The organism is Mucilaginibacter rigui, from assembly GCF_014773275.1.
Lineage (GTDB): Bacteria > Bacteroidota > Bacteroidia > Sphingobacteriales > Sphingobacteriaceae > Mucilaginibacter > Mucilaginibacter rigui_A.
This window is the reverse complement of the sequence record NZ_JACWMW010000002.1, coordinates 667,032-683,372: the sequence shown is the minus strand read 5'-3', so window position 1 is coordinate 683,372 and position 16,341 is coordinate 667,032. Positions and strand designations below refer to the sequence as shown.

Sequence of the window (16,341 nt, the reverse complement as noted above, 5' to 3'; positions counted from 1 at the left end):
CGCGGGCTTCTTAAATGTTATTTAACTATAGCAATTACATATCAATTTTAAACAATTTAGCAGTATATTCCGTACAAACACCTACACCTATATAAATCAAACGGCCTTGGTTACCATATTAAAATTAAACCAGGCCGCTCTTACTAGCCTATGATTAAAAAAATAAATACGGTTTGGCTTAGGCTTATAGGTGATTCGTCCAGTTTTTCATTAGAAAGCAGGATATTTCATTCCATTAGTGTTGGTTTAAGTATACTGGCTATTTTTTATGTGCCGTACAATGTTTTTGCCGGGCTTTATGTCGCTTCTTTATCCAGTTTGCTATTAAGTTTGTTTTTTTATTATGAGTACTATAATTCCCGCTTTAATAACAAACCACACAGCAGCATTTTATTTGGAGTAATAGGGATAATCGTTTTCTCATTTAACTACTTCGCTAATTCGGGTATTAATGGCTCAACTGATATTATATGGCCAGCATACCTTTTGCTGGTATTTGCTATTTCTCCTTATCGGCAGCACCTGGCCTGGTTAATAGTATATATCATTGGTTTTTTGGCATTGCATTTTGCTGCATACTATTATCCAACGTTAGTCCAACATCCATTTGATGCGGGCAAGGGCGAGTTGATAGACAGAATTACGGCGTTTCCGTTATCGGTGATAGCAATTTATATCGTTATTAAATATATCCGCAAAAGCTACGATAAAGAACGTATAGCAGTTGAGGAAAAGGCCATAGCTATTGAAGTGCAGAATCAACACATATTACTTCAAAAAGAGCAGCTCGAAAAAAGCGATATTGAAAGGAACAAGTTAATGTCCATCATATCGCATGATATGCGCACACCACTTATTAACATACAAAGTTACCTGCAATTGCTTAACGAAAATGAATTGGACGGCCCGCTGCGGGAGGGAATAGAGCAGGAATTACTTGCTTCAACTAACAGCACAATAGATATGCTTACCAATTTACTGCAATGGTCTAAATCGCAAATGGAGGGGCCTGTTATTAATTTGGTGTCGGCAAGCCTGCTCGATATAATAAAAAGCACATTGGATATGGGCAAAATACAAGCTAATAAAAAAGATATCGCCCTAAGCTATAAAATTGACCCGGCGCTTGTAGTAATTGCCGACATAAATATGCTGCAACTGGTGGTGCGTAACCTTGTTAGCAATGCTATTAAATTTACCCCCAAAGGCGGTATCATTAATATAGATGCACAGTTAGTGAAGCACAAATGTAAGATAACGGTTAGTGATAACGGCAAAGGCATAGACCCAGCCAAGCAGGATGAAATATTTTCTATTAATACCGAGCCAGGTTTTGGTACAAACAACGAAAAGGGGGTAGGTTTGGGACTCCTTTTATGTAAAGAATTTATTGAGCGCCAGGGCGGCAGTATAGGTTTTGAAAGTGTAGCTGGCCGGGGTTCCAGTTTTTTTATTTTTATTCCGACAGGAGCGAATGTTGATTAATAAGAATGGCTAAAAAAAACAAAAAGCCTCAAATCTTTCGATTTAAGGCTTTTTGCGTCTGAGGTAGCGGGAGCAGGACTCGAACCTACGACCTTCGGGTTATGAGCCCGACGAGCTACCAACTGCTCCATCCCGCACTATCTTTTTAGTATATTACATAACGGGCATAATTCCGAAATGTTTGTTCCAATTGTCAAAAAAGCAATTTGCTCTTCCTTTTAATTGGACTGCAAAGATATAATTCGTTTCTTTGCAGTCCAAATAATATTTTAATTATTTTTTTATGGCGCATAAGGCAGGTTTTGTAAGTATAATTGGTAAGCCCAACGCGGGTAAGTCAACCCTTATGAACGCACTGGTGGGCGAAAAAATGTCAATCATCACCCCAAAGGCGCAAACCACCCGCCACCGTATCCTGGGGATTGTTAATACCGACGACTACCAGATCGTGTTTTCTGATACCCCCGGTATCATCAAACCACACTACGCATTGCACGAAAGTATGATGCACCAGGTGGATGGCTCTATTGTAGATGCCGACCTGATTTTGCTGGTTACTGATATCCACGAGGAGTTTAACGAAGAAGATGTTGTCAAAAAACTGGCAGGCTCTACCGCCCCGCTGGTTGTTCTGATCAATAAAATAGATCTGTCGAGCGAAGAAGAAGTAAAAGAGAAAGTTGATTACTGGCAGGAAAAATTAAACCCTAAAGCCATCTATGCGATATCAGCCTTGCATGATCATAATATAAAAGCCGTAATGGATTTTGTATTGGATAGCCTACCGGAACACCCTGCCTATTACGAAAAGGATGCCCTGACTGACAGGAACGACCGCTTCTTCGCATCAGAAATGATCCGTGCACAGATCTTTAAACAATACAAAAAAGAGATCCCATACAGCACCGAGGTTATTGTAACCGCGTTTGTTGAGGGCGAAAAACTGCACCGCATCAGCGCCGAAATTATTGTGGAGCGCGATTCGCAAAAGAATATCATCATTGGCACCAAGGGGGAAATGCTAAAGATCGTAGGCACATATGCCCGCAGGGATATGGAAGATTTTTTCCAGAAGAAGATCTTCCTGGAGATGTTTGTCAAGGTTATCCCCGACTGGCGCAGCAAAAAAAATTACCTGAAAAAATTCGGGTACGAATAGTTGAAAAGAATCAAGATGTAAGAATCAAGATTCAAGAAAAAATTTAATACACAGTACAGAATTTGAGAGAAGATTGCGATTTTTATATCGTCTTGATTCTTGGCTCTTAATTCTTGATTCTAAAAAACATGAGTAATATAGTAGCTATAGTAGGCAGGCCAAACGTTGGCAAATCCACTTTATACAACCGTTTAACCGAAAGCCGTAAAGCTATTGTTGACGATTTTAGCGGCGTAACGCGCGACAGGCATTACGGCACGTCCGAGTGGATAGATAAAAAATTCACGATTATTGATACCGGCGGCTATGTGGCCAATTCCGAAGAACTTTTTGAGGTTGCCATCCGCGAACAGGTGCTTATCGCCATTGAGGAGGCCACCGTTATTTTGTTTATGGTTGATGTTACCACCGGCATTACCGACCTTGACGACGAAATTGCCAACATCCTTCGTAAAGGTAAAAAGCCCGTATTTGTTGTAGTAAACAAATTGGATAACAATGCCAACCTTGCCGATGCAACTGAGTTTTACAGCCTTGGTTTAGGCGAGATCTATACCATATCGTCTATGACGGGTTCTGGTACAGGCGAGCTGCTCGACGATGTTGTTAAACATTTTGAGGATGTACCGTTTGAAGAGAACGAACGCCCTAAATATGCTATCATCGGCCGCCCTAACGTAGGTAAATCATCCATCATTAACGCACTTATTGGCGAGGAACGTAACATTGTTACCCCCATTGCCGGCACAACGCGCGATTCTATCCATATCCATTATAACCAGTACGGGCATGATTTTATGCTGATAGATACTGCCGGGATGCGTAAAAAAACCAAGGTAAAAGAGAATATCGAATTTTACTCGGTTATGCGTACCATCAAGGCTTTAGAAGAAGCGGATGTAGTGATCATCATGATCGATGCCGTAGAGGGACTTGAGGCACAGGATGTAAACCTTTTTCACCTTGCCGAAAAGAACAAGAAGGGTATCGTTATCGTAGTGAATAAATGGGATTTGATCGAGAAAAACAACAAAACCGTAAAGGTATTTGAGGATACCATCCGCCAAAAGATAGCGCCGTTTACCGATGTGCCAATTGTGTTTACATCCGTTACCGAAAAACAACGTGTGTTAAGGGTAATTGAAACAGCCAATCAGGTTTACGCCAACAGGGCCCGCAAGATCCCTACCAGCAAGCTTAACGAGGTAATGCTGCCAATTATTGAAAAATATCCGCCGCCATCGCTAAAAGGCAAGTACGTTAAAATTAAATACATTACACAGATAGCAGGTTCATCACCGATGTTCGCGTTCTTCTGTAACCTGCCACAGTATGTAAAAGAACCATACTACCGCTTTATAGAGAACCAATTACGCCAGAACTTCGAGTTTTCGGGCGCGCCAATACAGGTTTGGTTCAGGCAGAAGTAATTTAACCGGTATAAGATTTAAAGCATCTGCCTGTGGTAGATGCTTTTTTTGTTTTAGCCCTCTCTGCTACGCAAAGAGGGTCGACCAGCGAAGCGAAGTCGGGGTGAGTAATCTTATACTATTTATTGCTTTGCTGAGTTTAAAATATTAAATTTGAGTATGAACTTGATCGCCGAAAAATTAGAATTAGCTAAGCGTCTGCTGGATGTTGAAGACGAGGGATTATTGCTTCAAATTAAACAAGTGCTTGATAACGATGGAAAGGATTTTTGGGACGACCTGCCTGAAAATGTAAAGCAGGGAATTGAGCGCGCAAAAAAACAAGCGGCAGAAGGCAAATTAACCCCACATAACGAGATAATGGCTAAGTATGCCAAATACCTATGAGCCACGCCATTTATTGGACGGACGAAGCACATGAAACTTTTGATGCCATTGTGCTGATCATTGAAGATAAATGGGGGTTTAAACAAGCAGGTGTCTTTGTAAAACGAGTTCAGCAGATTTTAAGTTTAATAGCTGAACAACCCTATTTATTTAGAGCATCGATAACTCATGATTTAAGGCAGGCTATCATATCCAAACAAACCTCTATGTTTTATGAGGTGAAGGAAAACTCAATAAACATTTTATTCTTTTGGGATAACAGGCAGGAGCCTTTGTTCGATCTTTAGTCGAACATCACATCTATTCAATTATGCAATCTCCACTCAATAAATATAACGCCAAATTTCAGGAAGCGCTGGCCGGATTAAACCCCGAGCAGCTGGCTGCCGTTAACCAAATGGATGGCCCTGTGCTGGTTGTTGCCGGGCCGGGTACGGGTAAAACGCAGATCCTGGCCGCACGTATTGGTAAAATATTATCCGATACCGATGCCCTGCCAAGCGAGATCCTTTGCTTAACTTATACCGATGCGGGTGCGGTTGCGATGCGTAAGCGCCTGTTCGAATTTATAGGGCCGGATGCATACCGCATTAACATCTACACCTTCCACGCGTTTTGTAACGAGATCATCCAGGAGAACCTGGAATATTTTGGCAAACTGAATCTGGAGGCTCTGTCTGATTTGGAATCTGCCATGTTTTTCCAGGAACTGATTGATGAGTTTGAGAACGACCACCTGCTGAAACGCTTTACCGGCGACAGGTACTATGATGCCCCAAGATTGAAAAAACTGTTCTCGACCATGAAAACCGAGAACTGGACAGAAGACCTGATCAGGGATGCGGTAAAAGAATATTTGGAAGACCTGCCCAACCGCGAGGAGTTCATTTACAAAAAAGCAAATGCCAAAGCGGGTATCAAAGCAGGCGACCCCAAGCAAAAGGATATCGACAAGGCTACCGAGACCATGGAGAAGCTGCTTGCCGCCGTTGCCGAATATAAGCGCTACGATGCCAAAATGAAAGCCCGCGGCCGGTATGATTATGACGACATGATCTTGTGGGTTCTGAAAGCCTTCCGCGAGAACGACGAGATACTGCGCCGCTACCAGGAACGATACCAGTATATTCTGGTGGATGAGTTTCAGGATACCAGTGGGTCGCAAAACCAGTTGCTTAGGTTTTTGCTGAATTACTGGGAAACGCCCAACGTGTTTGTGGTGGGCGATGACGACCAGTCGATATTCAAATTCCAGGGGGCAAACATGAAGAACATTCTTGATTTTGCCGGCGATTATGTAGACACCCTGCAAACCGTAGTGTTGAAACATAACTATCGCTCTAACCAGCATATCCTGGATATTTCGCGCGCGCTCATTAACAACAACAACGAGCGTTTAACCGCACAGCTAAAGCTTGATAAAAACCTGATGGCATCGCACCCGCGCTTTAACAGCGAGGTTGTTGAACCCATTATATTCGAATACGAAAACCCAAGCCAGGAACTGGTTGATGTTGCCCTGCAGATAAAAAAACTGGTAACAACGGGTACCCCTCCCGGCGAAATAGCGGTGATATACCGTAACCACAGTCAGGTAGAGGAATTGCTGCACTTTTTAGATACGCAGCATATTGCCGTTAATACCAAACGCAAAATTGATATCCTTACCACCCCCTTCGGCGAGAAGATCATAAACATATTGCGCTACCTTTCTATGGAGCTGGATTCGCCATATAGCGGCGATGAATTGTTATTCGAGATCCTGCATTACGATTTCTTTAACATACCGCCTATCGAGATTGCCAAGGCCAGTATAGCGGTATCAAAAGAAAACTTTGGTACAGCAAGCAATAACCTGCCTAAAACTTCGATGCGCCGTTACATCCATGAAATAAAGTTGGCCGCGCAAACAGACCTGTTCAGCAAGCAAACGGGTACGGAAATGAAGTTCCTGATCAATGATATTGATGAGCTGCTTAAAGACGCTGTAAGTGTTACCCTGCAGCAGTTCTTTCAGAATGTGATCGCGAAGATGGGTATCCTCAAATACATTATGCAACAGCCGGATAAAGGCGTGCATATGCAAATGCTAACCAGCTTCTTCGATTTTCTGAAGGACGAAAGCCGAAAGAACCCCGAAATAAAACTGCCCGACCTGATCGCCACTATCGACCTGATGCGCAAAAACAATATCAGGATGGATTTGAATAAGGTGATCTTCTCTGATAACGGCATCAACTTCCTTACCGCCCATGGCTCCAAAGGATTGGAGTTTGAGCACGTGTTCTTCATAGGCTGCGATAAAAAAACATGGGACAGCAAGGGCCGCAATACCGGCTTTAGTTATCCTGATACGCTGACGAGGGCGGCATCTGACGATATCGCCCAGAAAGAAGAATCGCGCAGGTTGTTCTACGTGGCGCTTACACGTTCAAAACAATGCCTCAATATTTCCTACTCGGGCAAGGATAAGAATGGTAAAGATCAGGAGCCTTCACAGTTCATTGGCGAGATATTGTCCGATACGCACCTGCAAGTAAAACACCCCCACGTAAGCAGCGATGATATGCTGGAATTTTTCGCCACGCAATTCAGCGAGGCCGATAAACCGGTGGTTGAACTGCTTGATCATAATTACATTAACCAGCTGCTGCAAAACTACACCCTATCGGTTACGCACCTGAATAATTACCTGGATTGCCCGCTGCGGTTTTACTTCCAGTGCCTCATCAGGGTGCCATCGGGTAAAAGCCCGTCGGCTACCTTTGGGCAGGCTGTCCACTGGGCGCTAAATAAAGCCTTCAGGAGGCTTAAAGACAATAACGATGAGTTCATATCCACCGAAGAGTTTTTAAAGGAATTTGGCTGGTATATGGCCCGCAACCGCGATTCGTTCACCAGGGATGAATTTAAAACCCGGATGGCTTATGGCGATAAGATCCTGCCGGCTTATTACGAACAGAATGTACCCACCTGGAACAAGGTAGCCCTAACCGAGCGCAGCATTAAAAACATTGAAGTGCAGGGCGTGCCTATAAAAGGTAACCTGGATAAAATGGAGTTTGACGGCAAGCAGGTAACCGTGGTTGATTATAAAACAGGCCGCGTACGCAACGCCAAACCAAAACTGGAACGCCCGACTACCGATGACCCCAATGGTGGCGACTACTGGCGCCAGGCGGTGTTTTACAAGATACTGGTTGATAACGACCGCACCAACGATTGGGAAGTGGTAAACACCATTTTTGATTTTGTAGAACCCGAAAAGGAAGGCGAGTATTACAAGGCAAAAGTTGTGATAACCCCCGAGGATATTGAAGACGTTACCGGGCAAATAACCACCGTTTACCAAAAGATAATGGCCCACGATTTTAACACCGGCTGCGGCAAAAAAGAATGCGATTGGTGCCACTTCGTAAAAAGCAATTTTAAACAACCGGATGGCTTGTTAGAAGTTGCTGAAGGGGAGGATGGCGTTGAATAAAACGGTGCCGATTCAATTATCCAATTTGTACTCCCCCCGTTGTCATTTCGAACGAACCCGGGAAGGGCTGCGCAATGGGGTGAGGAGAAATCTTTTACACCATGCATCGTTTAAGCAAAGTTCGCTGGTTGATTGTAAAAGATTTCTCCTCGTACCTCGTTAAAAATGACAGGGACAAATAGTATTAGTTACGTAAGTTAAGTAGCCTCCGCGGCAATGAGCGGGCAGATTATCATACTGGCTCACTTTGCATGAGAGATCCCGACCTCAATTCGGCATGACGGGTTGGGAAAGGGTTTACGCCACATACGCACTAACACACCCCTAACCCCTCTCGAGAGGGGAACTATGGCGTACAAAACATTTGCTTCGATCCCCTCTTAAGAGGGGCAGCACAAAAGAACAAAAAGCACTACCTTTAATGGGGTGTGTTAATGAAGGATCATTTGCATGTTCACTAACACACCCCTAACCCCTCTCAAGAGGGGAACTATGGCGTACAAAACATTTGCTTCGATCCCCTCTTGAGAGGGGCAGCACAAAAGAACAAAAAGCACTACCTTTCATGGGGTGTGTTATTGAAGTAATTAGTTAATACACCTAACTCTTGCGAGCGCAGAACTATGGTGTCGTATAAATAATCAGAAAATAGTAACTTTCGTGGAGTAGTATTTAATGAAGCGACAGCTAATACCATATAACCAAAACCTAAAACAACTGGCACGTAACCTCAGGAATGATAGCACGCTTGGCGAAGTTTTATTGTGGAAAGAGCTTAGAAACAAACAGATGTGTGGTTTTGATTTTCATCGGCAAAAGCCCTTATTAAATTACATTGTAGATTTTTATTGCTACGAATTAGGTTTAATAATTGAGATAGACGGCCATTATCATGACCATGAAGAGCAAGACAAACTGGATACAGTAAGGGAAACCGAACTTGCAGTGTACGACCTGACAATACTTCGGTTTACTGAAATGGAAGTTAGAAAAGATATGGCCAATGTATTAAGGACAATTGAAAAACATGTTGTAGAACACACTATTGATCCATAACATACAAGCACAGGCTCATCGATCCCCTCTTGAGAGGGGCAGCACAAAAAAACAAAACGCACTACCCTTCATGGGGTGTGTTAATGAAGGATCATTTGCCTGTTCACTAACACACCCCTAACCCCTCTCAAGAGGGGAACTATGGCTATTATCCAGCAATATAAATTTTATCCACCCCCATGGTGATACTATATCGCCAGGGGTATTTATTCAATGATCTGATTATTAGATTGCTAAACATATTCACAGATGTTCACGGCAGTGAACGTGAACGCTAATACACCCCTTATCCTCTCAAGAAGGGAATGTTAAAACAGAAGCCTCCAAATCGGAGGCTTCCTTGTTTTATTTATTTGCCAGCTTGCCGGCTGAGGGTTCGTCTAAAAACCATTGCAGGTCTTTGCCCTCAATGAGTTGGGCGGGGTACTCCTGAATGTCTTTTTTGTCTTCAAGGATATGCTTTACAGCTTCGGCCTTGCCTGCGCCATATACCAAAAACGCGATATGGTGCGCGTTGTTGATCAGCGGGGCGGTAAAGGTAATGCGGTTCATTTTTACTTCGTCGATGTATAACGCCTGCACCGATGCGCTTTCGTCTGTTAAAACAGAGGTATGCGGGAACAGTGACGCGGTATGCGAGTTATCGCCAAGGCCAAGTATGATCAGATCGAAAGAAGCGCTCTCACCATCAAAAAAATGGTCGAGGTGGCGGGTGTAATCTTTCGCGGCCTCTTCGGCGCCCAGGGGTGTTTGCACAGCATAAACATGCGATGGATCTATCCCCAGCGGATCAAACAGCGTTTGCTTGGCCATCAGGTAATTGCTTTGCGAATCTGTTAGCGGCACATCGCGTTCATCGCCAAAAAAGAAGTACACTTTATTCCATTCAATTTTATCGCGGTATTCACTGGCCAGCAGCTCGTGTAATTTTTTGGGCGAGCTACCGCCGCTCAGTGCCACGCTAAAGCGGTCACGGGCTTCTATGGCCTGTTTAGCGGCATCTGCAAAGTAGGCAGCCAGGGCGGCTAGTACTTCGGTATCTGTTTTAAAAATATTCAGCTTCATATCCATTACTTTTTACCGTTAACAGGCAGGGTGAACCAATTGAACCCGTCGCGGGCAATTAATGCCTCGGCAGATTCAGGGCCCCATGAGTCGGCGCTATAGTTAGGGAAATTCAGGCTCTTTTTATTTTGCCAGGTGCTTAGTATCGGCATTACCAGTTCCCATGCAGCTTCTACCTGGTCGCCACGCATAAACAGGGTTTGGTCACCCATCATGGTATCCAGTATCAGGGTTTCATAAGCTTCCGGAGCCTGGTTGGTATAGGTGCCTTTATAGTCGAACACCATATCAACCGCGTTCAGTACCATATCAATACCAGGGCGTTTGGCCTGTACCTGTAAGCGGATGCTCATTTCGGGCTGTATGCTGATGATGAGCCTGTTTTGCTGCCAGCTTTCGGCTGCTTCGGTAGGGAATATTAAATGCGGCACATCCTTAAATTGGATGGTAATAACAGACGACGACTGGTGCATGCGTTTACCTGTACGCAGGTAAAACGGAACACCCTGCCAGCGCCAGTTATCAATAAAGAATTTAATGGCGGCAAAGGTTTCGGTGTTTGATTGCGGATCAACCTTTGGCTCTTCGCGGTAGCCGGGCACTTCTTTACCTTTCATCCATCCGCTGCCGTACTGGCCCCTAACAGCCGAATTACGTACATCCTCAGGGGTGAACTTACGCATAGCCTTCAATACATCAACCTTACGGTCACGTACTTCATCGGCATTAAAGCTAACAGGCGGTTCCATAGCTATGTGGCAAAGCAATTGCAACAAGTGGTTCTGGATCATATCGCGCATAGCGCCCGAGCCATCGTAATAATCGCCGCGTTCTTCAACACCCAGCTGTTCGGTAACCGAGATTTGCACGTGCTCAATATAGTTACGGTTCCACAGGGGCTCCATTATAGAGTTAGCAAAGCGGAAGGCCATGATGTTTTGAACGGTTTCTTTACCTAAATAGTGGTCGATACGATAGATCTGGCACTCATCAAAAATGCCTTTAAGCAATTCGTTCAGTTCTTTTGCTGTTTCCAGGTCGTGGCCAAAAGGTTTTTCGATAATGATGCGCACCTTTTGTTTATCCTCAGCCAATTTGGCTTTTGATATGTTAGAGGCAATGATCGGGAAGAAGTTTGGCGCTACCGCAAGGTAGAATAATACGTTTGCGGTGGTTTTCCATTCCTTATTATGCGCATCAATGCGTTTACCAAACTCTTTATAGGTCTCGGCGTCGGTAGCGTCAGAAACCTGATAATAGATGCTTTTTTCAAATTCGGCCCATTTCTTGGCGTCGGCTTTACCACTGCGCGAAAACTGGTCGATATCGTTATGCAAATTGGTCCTGAACTGTTCGTCGGTCAGTTTTGTGCGACCGGTGCCGATGATAGAGAATTGGTTTGGCATCCACCCGTCTAAAAACAGGTTATATAATGCCGGTGCAATTTTGCGGGAGTTTAAGTCGCCCGTACCACCAAATATGATAAAAATGGTAGGCTCGGATTTTGTGCTGTTACTACTCATGATATGTTTTTTTGAAGCAAGAATTTAAGAAGCAGGAAGCAAGAGTATTCTTCCTTATGTCTTGGTTCTTGCGTCTTGATTTCTTGTCTCTTTTATTTATCGTCAACCGGTGCCCATTGCGTATGGAACGTGCCTTCTTTACCTATCAGTTCGTAGGTATGCGCGCCAAAGTAGTCGCGTTGCGCCTGTGTTAGGTTTGATGGCATCCTTTCGTTACGGAAATTGTCAAAATATTCTAAAGACGCTGCATAGGCCGGTATTGCGATACCCGCGTTAACCGCCGATGAAACTATTTTACGGACGCCCGGAAGTGTGCCTTTAACCAATTCGGCAACATCACCATCTAACAATAAGTGCTCAAGGCCCTTATCCTTACCAAACGCGCCGTAAATGTTTTCCAGGAATTTAGAACGGATGATACACCCGCCTCTCCAGATCTTGGCTATCTCGTCAAGCTTCAGATCGTATTTATATTCGGCAGAGGCAAGCGACAGCATGTGCATGCCCTGTGAGTAGCTGATGATCATGGTGAAGTAGAAAGCCTGCTCTAAAGCGGTTAACAACTCGTCTACATTACCATCAATAGTTTGGTTCTCACTCTTACTATAAATGGCCGCTGCTTTTGTACGTAAGGTTTTGTATTTTGACAGGTCGCGCATTTCAACGGCACTATCTACTGTTGGGATAGGTGCCTGCAGATCCATAGCGCTTTGCGATGTCCACTTGCCGGTACCTTTTGCACGGGCCTCGTCTTTAATATCATCCAAAAGCAAATGGTCGGTTCCGGGAGCTTTAAAGGCGAAAATATCCTTTGTAATGTCTAAAAGGAATGATTGCAGGCGGCCATTGTTCCAGTCGGTAAATATTTTGCCGATGGCATCACCATCAAGCTTCAGACCTTTCTTCATGATCTCGTAGGTCTCGGCAAGCAATTGCATAATACCGTACTCAATACCGTTGTGCACCATTTTAACAAAGTGACCTGATGCACCCGGACCAATATACGTAACGCAGGGAGCGCCATCTACTTTGGCTGCAATGGCTTCAAATATCGGCTTCATTACGTTGTAGGCGTCTTTGTCGCCGCCCGGCATCATGCTTGGGCCGCGGCGTGCGCCTTCTTCACCACCAGATACCCCCATGCCGAAGAAATGCAGGCCCTTTGCCTCTAATTCATCAACCCGGCGGTTGGTGTCGGTAAAGTGTGAGTTTCCGCCATCAATTAAAATATCACCTTTTTCTAAAAGCGGGGTAAGTTCCTCAATTACGGCATCTACAATTTTACCTGCAGGTACCAGCATCATAATGGCACGTGGCGTGCTAAGGCTTTGTATAAACTCTTTTACATCGCCAAAACCCTTTACTTTTCTGTCGCCGGCCTCTTCATTTAAAGAAGCTACTTTCTCAGCATCTTTATCGTGACCGGCAGCTGCATAACCGTGATCAGCTATATTAAGTAATAAGCTACGGCCCATTACGCCCAAGCCTATCATACCGAAAGCATATTTATCTGTTGTTGCGCTCATGTTATTTGAGGTTTTCTTTCTTAAGGTCGTTTAATATTTTTTTAGTTTTCTCGAAGTCCGTGTGCTGAAACGAGCGTATGCCAAGCTTTTCGGCTGTGCGTACAAACATTATCCGGTCGTCAAAATACACGCACTGGTTCGGCGATACCTGGGCAATACCCATAGCCAGCTGCCAGATACCCGGGTCGGGTTTGCGCATTTTTACTTCGCACGATGAGATAAAGGCATCAAAACACTCGTGCAGTTTAAACTTCTGCACACGGTAATCATTCAGCTCCTTACCTTCGTTATTAATGGAGATGATGCGGAAGCCGCAATCTTTTTTCCATTCCTTTAGCCACTTTAGCATATCGGGTAACTCAACAGACTGCGCGTATATGAATTCCTTAAAGTCCTCGCGAACAAAATCGCGGGGCTCGTTAAATATCACGGTATCAAGGTACTCATCAAGCGTAATGCTGCCTATCTCGTATACGTTGAATATAAAGTTATGCAGGGCATTAACCTCCTCATAATCCAGCCCAAATTTTTTGGCTGCTTCATGGCGCGATTCGTGGCCCCATCCGTTGGTTAGCAATATGCCTCCAACGTCAAAGAAAAGAATCTTTACATCTGATTTTTTCATCAGCTTTTGGGTTATGCCTTTGCTTTTTGGTCTTCGATAGCCTTCAGCAATTTTTCGAAGGGCTTGTTGAATTTTTCGATACCTTCATCTTCAAGGTCTTGTGTGATCTTGTCTAAATCGATACCTAATGATTTTAACCTGCCTAATGTTTCGGTAGCCTGGTCTAAGCCTAACATCAATGTATCTGCTGCGATGCCATGGTCGCGGAAAGCATCGATAGTTTCCAACGGAACAGTATCAACAGTATCAGGGCCAATAAGTGCCTCAACATATTTGGTATCTTTAAACGCAGGGTTTTTGCTGCCGGTACTTGCCCAAAGCAAACGCTGTGGCTTACCACCTTTTGCTTCCAAAGCTTTCCAACGGTCGGTGCTGAACACCCTTTTGTAAATTTCGTATGCTTTTTTAGCGGACGCGATGGCAACTTCGCCAACCAGGCCGTTTTCGCCTTTTGCCTGTAATAACGGGTCAACAACCACATCAATGCGGCTTAAAAAGAAGCTTGCTACTGAAGAGATATGCTCGATGTTATGGCCTGCTGCTAAATGGTCTTCTAAACCAGAGATGTATGCTTCGGTAACTTCTTCATAACGCTCTAAACCAAATAGTAAAGTTACGTTAATGTTGATGCCTTTGGCAATAGACTCGCGGATGGCTTTTAAACCCGGTTTTGTGCCCGGTATTTTGATCATTACGTTTTTACGGTCAACCTGTTTCCAAAGCAATTCGGCTTGTTTAGCCGTACCTTCAGCATCTAAAGCTAAAAATGGTGATACCTCTAAACTAACGTATCCATCGGCACCAACAACGCCTTCATTGTAAACACCATCAAATAAGTCGGCAGCAGCCTGGATGTCTTTTATAGCTAAGCCAAAGAAAAGTTCTTCGGTAGTTTTGGCGGTTGCGCCAAGTGTTTTTATATCCGCATCATAATCAGAACTGCTGGTTATGGCCTTTTCAAATATCGCAGGGTTTGAGGTTACGCCTCTTACGCCATCTTCGTCAATCAGTTTTTGTAATTTACCTGATGAGATGATCTCGCGGTCAATAAAATCAAGCCAGATGCTCTGACCGAAATCATGTATTTGTTTTACGTTATTTGCCATGATGAATGTATATAGTGTTGTTTTAAATTCTTGTTAATTATTAATTTTTTGTTGCACAAATCTCAGGTTTATACTACCCGATAGTGTAATATTAATCTCCTTATTCTGTTAGTCACAAGTCACAATATCAATTGTTATCTGCTGTTAATATCTGCAGGTTATAACCAATGAACAACCCGCTTTCTATAACACCTGTTATGGCTTTTATATCACGTTCCAGGCTATCTTTTATTTCATCAAAACGGCAATCCAATATCAGGTTACCATTTTCAGTAATAATAGAACCGTCCTTCCCTTTTGCAGGCCTTAAGGCAATATTGTTGGCGCCAAGCTTTTTAAGTCCGGCCTCCACATGCAATAATGCCTGCGGAAAAACCTCAACCGGTACAGGGAAGTTTGTCCCCAGCTTTGGCACCAGCTTGCTATCGTCAACAATAATGTAGTTTACCTTACTGCTACTGATCAATAGTTTCTCTTTAAACATTGCGCCCCCTCGGCCCTTTATCAGCCAGTTGTTCGGGTCTACCTCGTCGGCTCCGTCAAAAAGCCAATCGGGGGTATGTTCAAACAACGAGGTAAGCGGGATGCCCAACTTGCTGCAAAACATCGAAATTTCTATCGACGTAGGTATAGCCAGCACGTTTAACCCTTCGGCCTTTATCCTTTCAGATATCGCCAGCAGCGCCATATAAACCGTGGACCCCGAGCCAACACCAAGCACATCGCCATCCTTCACCATTGCGGCAATTTGCTCTGCTACCTTTCGTTTACCGGCCGGGTTGATGATCTCTGACGACCATGCAAGGTTGCTTATCAAACTGCTGCTCTTGTTCATTGTTTAGCCTTTGATTTTTTACCATGTTTTGCAATCCATTCCTGCCTATCCTTACGCAAACTGGCAAGTGTTGCTAACAGATTACCGCCCCCTTGTTTAGCGGGATATAAAAAATTGATAAATCTCCGCTGGTTATTAACATTAGAAACCTGAGCTATTAAAACTGTTTCCGATTTTAATATTTCTTTTTTAGGTTCGCCAGCAGTCCCGCTATGTATATCTATTAAAAATTTATCTCCTACTTGCTTAACATCGCCTGCAAGGTAATCAAACCCTGTGTCTTGGGAACTTAGAAATGGGTCGGCATCCAATCCCAAAATTTCACCTGCATTTTGAGGTTGTTCTGTATAGTCCCTCACGAGGGCTTCGCCTAACGTTTTATCGAAATATGCAGGATATTTTTTTAGTGCGATCAAATCAGACTTAGGGGTATCCTTATTATATAATGCAACATACCAGCTATAAAACTTCTGAACAAAAGCTTTTGCGCTTTCTTTATCCTTTGCAGGAGATTGTGCCTTTACATTCGAAAATACAGACATGCAAAGCGCAGCTATACCGAGAATTATAAAAAATCTTTTGTTCATTTGCTTATAAATCGTCCAATCATAAGATAAGAATCAAGATCGAAGTTTGTCTTGGCTCTTGATTCTTATCTCT

Annotated in this window: 14 protein-coding genes and 1 tRNA gene; 7 read left to right on the top strand and 8 right to left on the bottom strand. The window is 43.8% G+C overall.

The genetic code is table 11. The features are described from left to right. Positions 1–150: 150 nt before the first annotated feature. A complete protein-coding gene (locus tag IDJ75_RS10185) occupies positions 151–1,485 on the top strand; it encodes a HAMP domain-containing sensor histidine kinase (protein WP_191175514.1) in 1,335 nt (444 codons plus the stop codon). Positions 1,486–1,549: 64 nt separating this feature from the next. Here the strand turns inward: IDJ75_RS10185 and IDJ75_RS10180 are convergent. Then, positions 1,550–1,622, bottom strand: a tRNA-Met gene (locus IDJ75_RS10180). A gap of 146 nt (positions 1,623–1,768) precedes the next feature. Here IDJ75_RS10180 and era point away from each other — a divergent pair. From era to IDJ75_RS10150, 6 genes are all read left to right on the top strand, one after another. Next, entirely contained in the window at positions 1,769–2,644 is an 876-nt protein-coding gene (era, locus tag IDJ75_RS10175; protein WP_191175513.1) for a GTPase Era, read from the top strand. Positions 2,645–2,772: 128 nt separating this feature from the next. Beyond that, positions 2,773–4,074 (top strand): ribosome biogenesis GTPase Der, encoded by a 1,302-nt coding sequence (gene der / locus IDJ75_RS10170; RefSeq protein ID WP_191175512.1) that lies wholly within the window; start codon positions 2,773–2,775, stop codon positions 4,072–4,074. Positions 4,075–4,233: 159 nt separating this feature from the next. Next, positions 4,234–4,461, top strand: coding sequence for a hypothetical protein (locus IDJ75_RS10165; RefSeq protein ID WP_191175511.1), 228 nt, complete (start codon positions 4,234–4,236; stop codon positions 4,459–4,461). Beyond that, a complete protein-coding gene (locus IDJ75_RS10160; protein WP_191175510.1) occupies positions 4,458–4,748 on the top strand; it encodes a type II toxin-antitoxin system RelE/ParE family toxin in 291 nt (96 codons plus the stop codon). The genes IDJ75_RS10165 and IDJ75_RS10160 overlap by 4 nt, the downstream gene beginning before the upstream one ends. Before the next feature lie 23 nt (positions 4,749–4,771). Further along, positions 4,772–7,945: an ATP-dependent helicase gene (locus tag IDJ75_RS10155; RefSeq protein ID WP_191175509.1), complete on the top strand. Its 3,174-nt coding sequence runs from the start codon at positions 4,772–4,774 to the stop codon at positions 7,943–7,945. Between the two features lie 675 nt (positions 7,946–8,620). Next, complete coding sequence (locus IDJ75_RS10150; RefSeq protein WP_191175508.1) at positions 8,621–9,001, top strand: endonuclease domain-containing protein; 381 nt, start codon at positions 8,621–8,623, stop codon at positions 8,999–9,001. Positions 9,002–9,346: 345 nt separating this feature from the next. On the opposite strand, the gene pgl is transcribed toward IDJ75_RS10150, so the two are convergent. The 7 genes from pgl to IDJ75_RS10115 all read right to left on the bottom strand — a co-directional run bounded on the left by pgl (position 9,347) and on the right by IDJ75_RS10115 (position 16,268). Further along, positions 9,347–10,066, bottom strand: a complete 720-nt coding sequence (gene pgl / locus IDJ75_RS10145) for a 6-phosphogluconolactonase (RefSeq protein WP_191175507.1) — start codon at positions 10,064–10,066, stop codon at positions 9,347–9,349. Between the two features lie 5 nt (positions 10,067–10,071). Further along, on the bottom strand, positions 10,072–11,589 hold the full coding sequence (zwf, locus tag IDJ75_RS10140) for a glucose-6-phosphate dehydrogenase (protein ID WP_191175506.1): 1,518 nt from the start codon (positions 11,587–11,589) through the stop codon (positions 10,072–10,074). Positions 11,590–11,681: 92 nt separating this feature from the next. Then, a complete protein-coding gene (gene gndA, locus IDJ75_RS10135) occupies positions 11,682–13,115 on the bottom strand; it encodes an NADP-dependent phosphogluconate dehydrogenase (protein WP_191175505.1) in 1,434 nt (477 codons plus the stop codon). A gap of 1 nt (position 13,116) precedes the next feature. After that, entirely contained in the window at positions 13,117–13,740 is a 624-nt protein-coding gene (locus IDJ75_RS10130) for an HAD family hydrolase (protein WP_191175504.1), read from the bottom strand. Positions 13,741–13,751: 11 nt separating this feature from the next. Beyond that, entirely contained in the window at positions 13,752–14,846 is a 1,095-nt protein-coding gene (tal, locus tag IDJ75_RS10125) for a transaldolase (protein WP_191175503.1), read from the bottom strand. A 127-nt stretch (positions 14,847–14,973) separates the two neighbouring features. Next, positions 14,974–15,681 (bottom strand): ribose 5-phosphate isomerase A, encoded by a 708-nt coding sequence (gene rpiA / locus IDJ75_RS10120; RefSeq protein WP_191175502.1) that lies wholly within the window; start codon positions 15,679–15,681, stop codon positions 14,974–14,976. Then, positions 15,678–16,268, bottom strand: coding sequence for a DUF3828 domain-containing protein (locus IDJ75_RS10115; RefSeq protein WP_191175501.1), 591 nt, complete (start codon positions 16,266–16,268; stop codon positions 15,678–15,680). Before IDJ75_RS10115 ends, rpiA begins: the two co-directional genes overlap by 4 nt. Positions 16,269–16,341: the final 73 nt, after the last annotated feature.

Excerpts from the sequence above, each read along its gene's own strand:
- der (WP_191175512.1), top strand. The coding sequence starts at position 2,773 with ATGAGTAATATAGTAGCTATAGTAGGCAGGCCAAACGTTGGCAAATCC.
- IDJ75_RS10155 (WP_191175509.1), top strand. The coding sequence starts at position 4,772 with ATGCAATCTCCACTCAATAAATATAACGCCAAATTTCAGGAAGCGCTG.
- IDJ75_RS10165 (WP_191175511.1), top strand. The coding sequence starts at position 4,234 with ATGAACTTGATCGCCGAAAAATTAGAATTAGCTAAGCGTCTGCTGGAT.
- IDJ75_RS10150 (WP_191175508.1), top strand. The coding sequence starts at position 8,621 with ATGAAGCGACAGCTAATACCATATAACCAAAACCTAAAACAACTGGCA.
- IDJ75_RS10130 (WP_191175504.1), bottom strand. The coding sequence starts at position 13,740 with ATGAAAAAATCAGATGTAAAGATTCTTTTCTTTGACGTTGGAGGCATA.
- era (WP_191175513.1), top strand. The coding sequence starts at position 1,769 with ATGGCGCATAAGGCAGGTTTTGTAAGTATAATTGGTAAGCCCAACGCG.
- zwf (WP_191175506.1), bottom strand. The coding sequence starts at position 11,589 with ATGAGTAGTAACAGCACAAAATCCGAGCCTACCATTTTTATCATATTT.
- tal (WP_191175503.1), bottom strand. The coding sequence starts at position 14,846 with ATGGCAAATAACGTAAAACAAATACATGATTTCGGTCAGAGCATCTGG.
- IDJ75_RS10160 (WP_191175510.1), top strand. The coding sequence starts at position 4,458 with ATGAGCCACGCCATTTATTGGACGGACGAAGCACATGAAACTTTTGAT.
- IDJ75_RS10115 (WP_191175501.1), bottom strand. The coding sequence starts at position 16,268 with ATGAACAAAAGATTTTTTATAATTCTCGGTATAGCTGCGCTTTGCATG.
- gndA (WP_191175505.1), bottom strand. The coding sequence starts at position 13,115 with ATGAGCGCAACAACAGATAAATATGCTTTCGGTATGATAGGCTTGGGC.
- pgl (WP_191175507.1), bottom strand. The coding sequence starts at position 10,066 with ATGAAGCTGAATATTTTTAAAACAGATACCGAAGTACTAGCCGCCCTG.
- rpiA (WP_191175502.1), bottom strand. The coding sequence starts at position 15,681 with ATGAACAAGAGCAGCAGTTTGATAAGCAACCTTGCATGGTCGTCAGAG.
- IDJ75_RS10185 (WP_191175514.1), top strand. The coding sequence starts at position 151 with ATGATTAAAAAAATAAATACGGTTTGGCTTAGGCTTATAGGTGATTCG.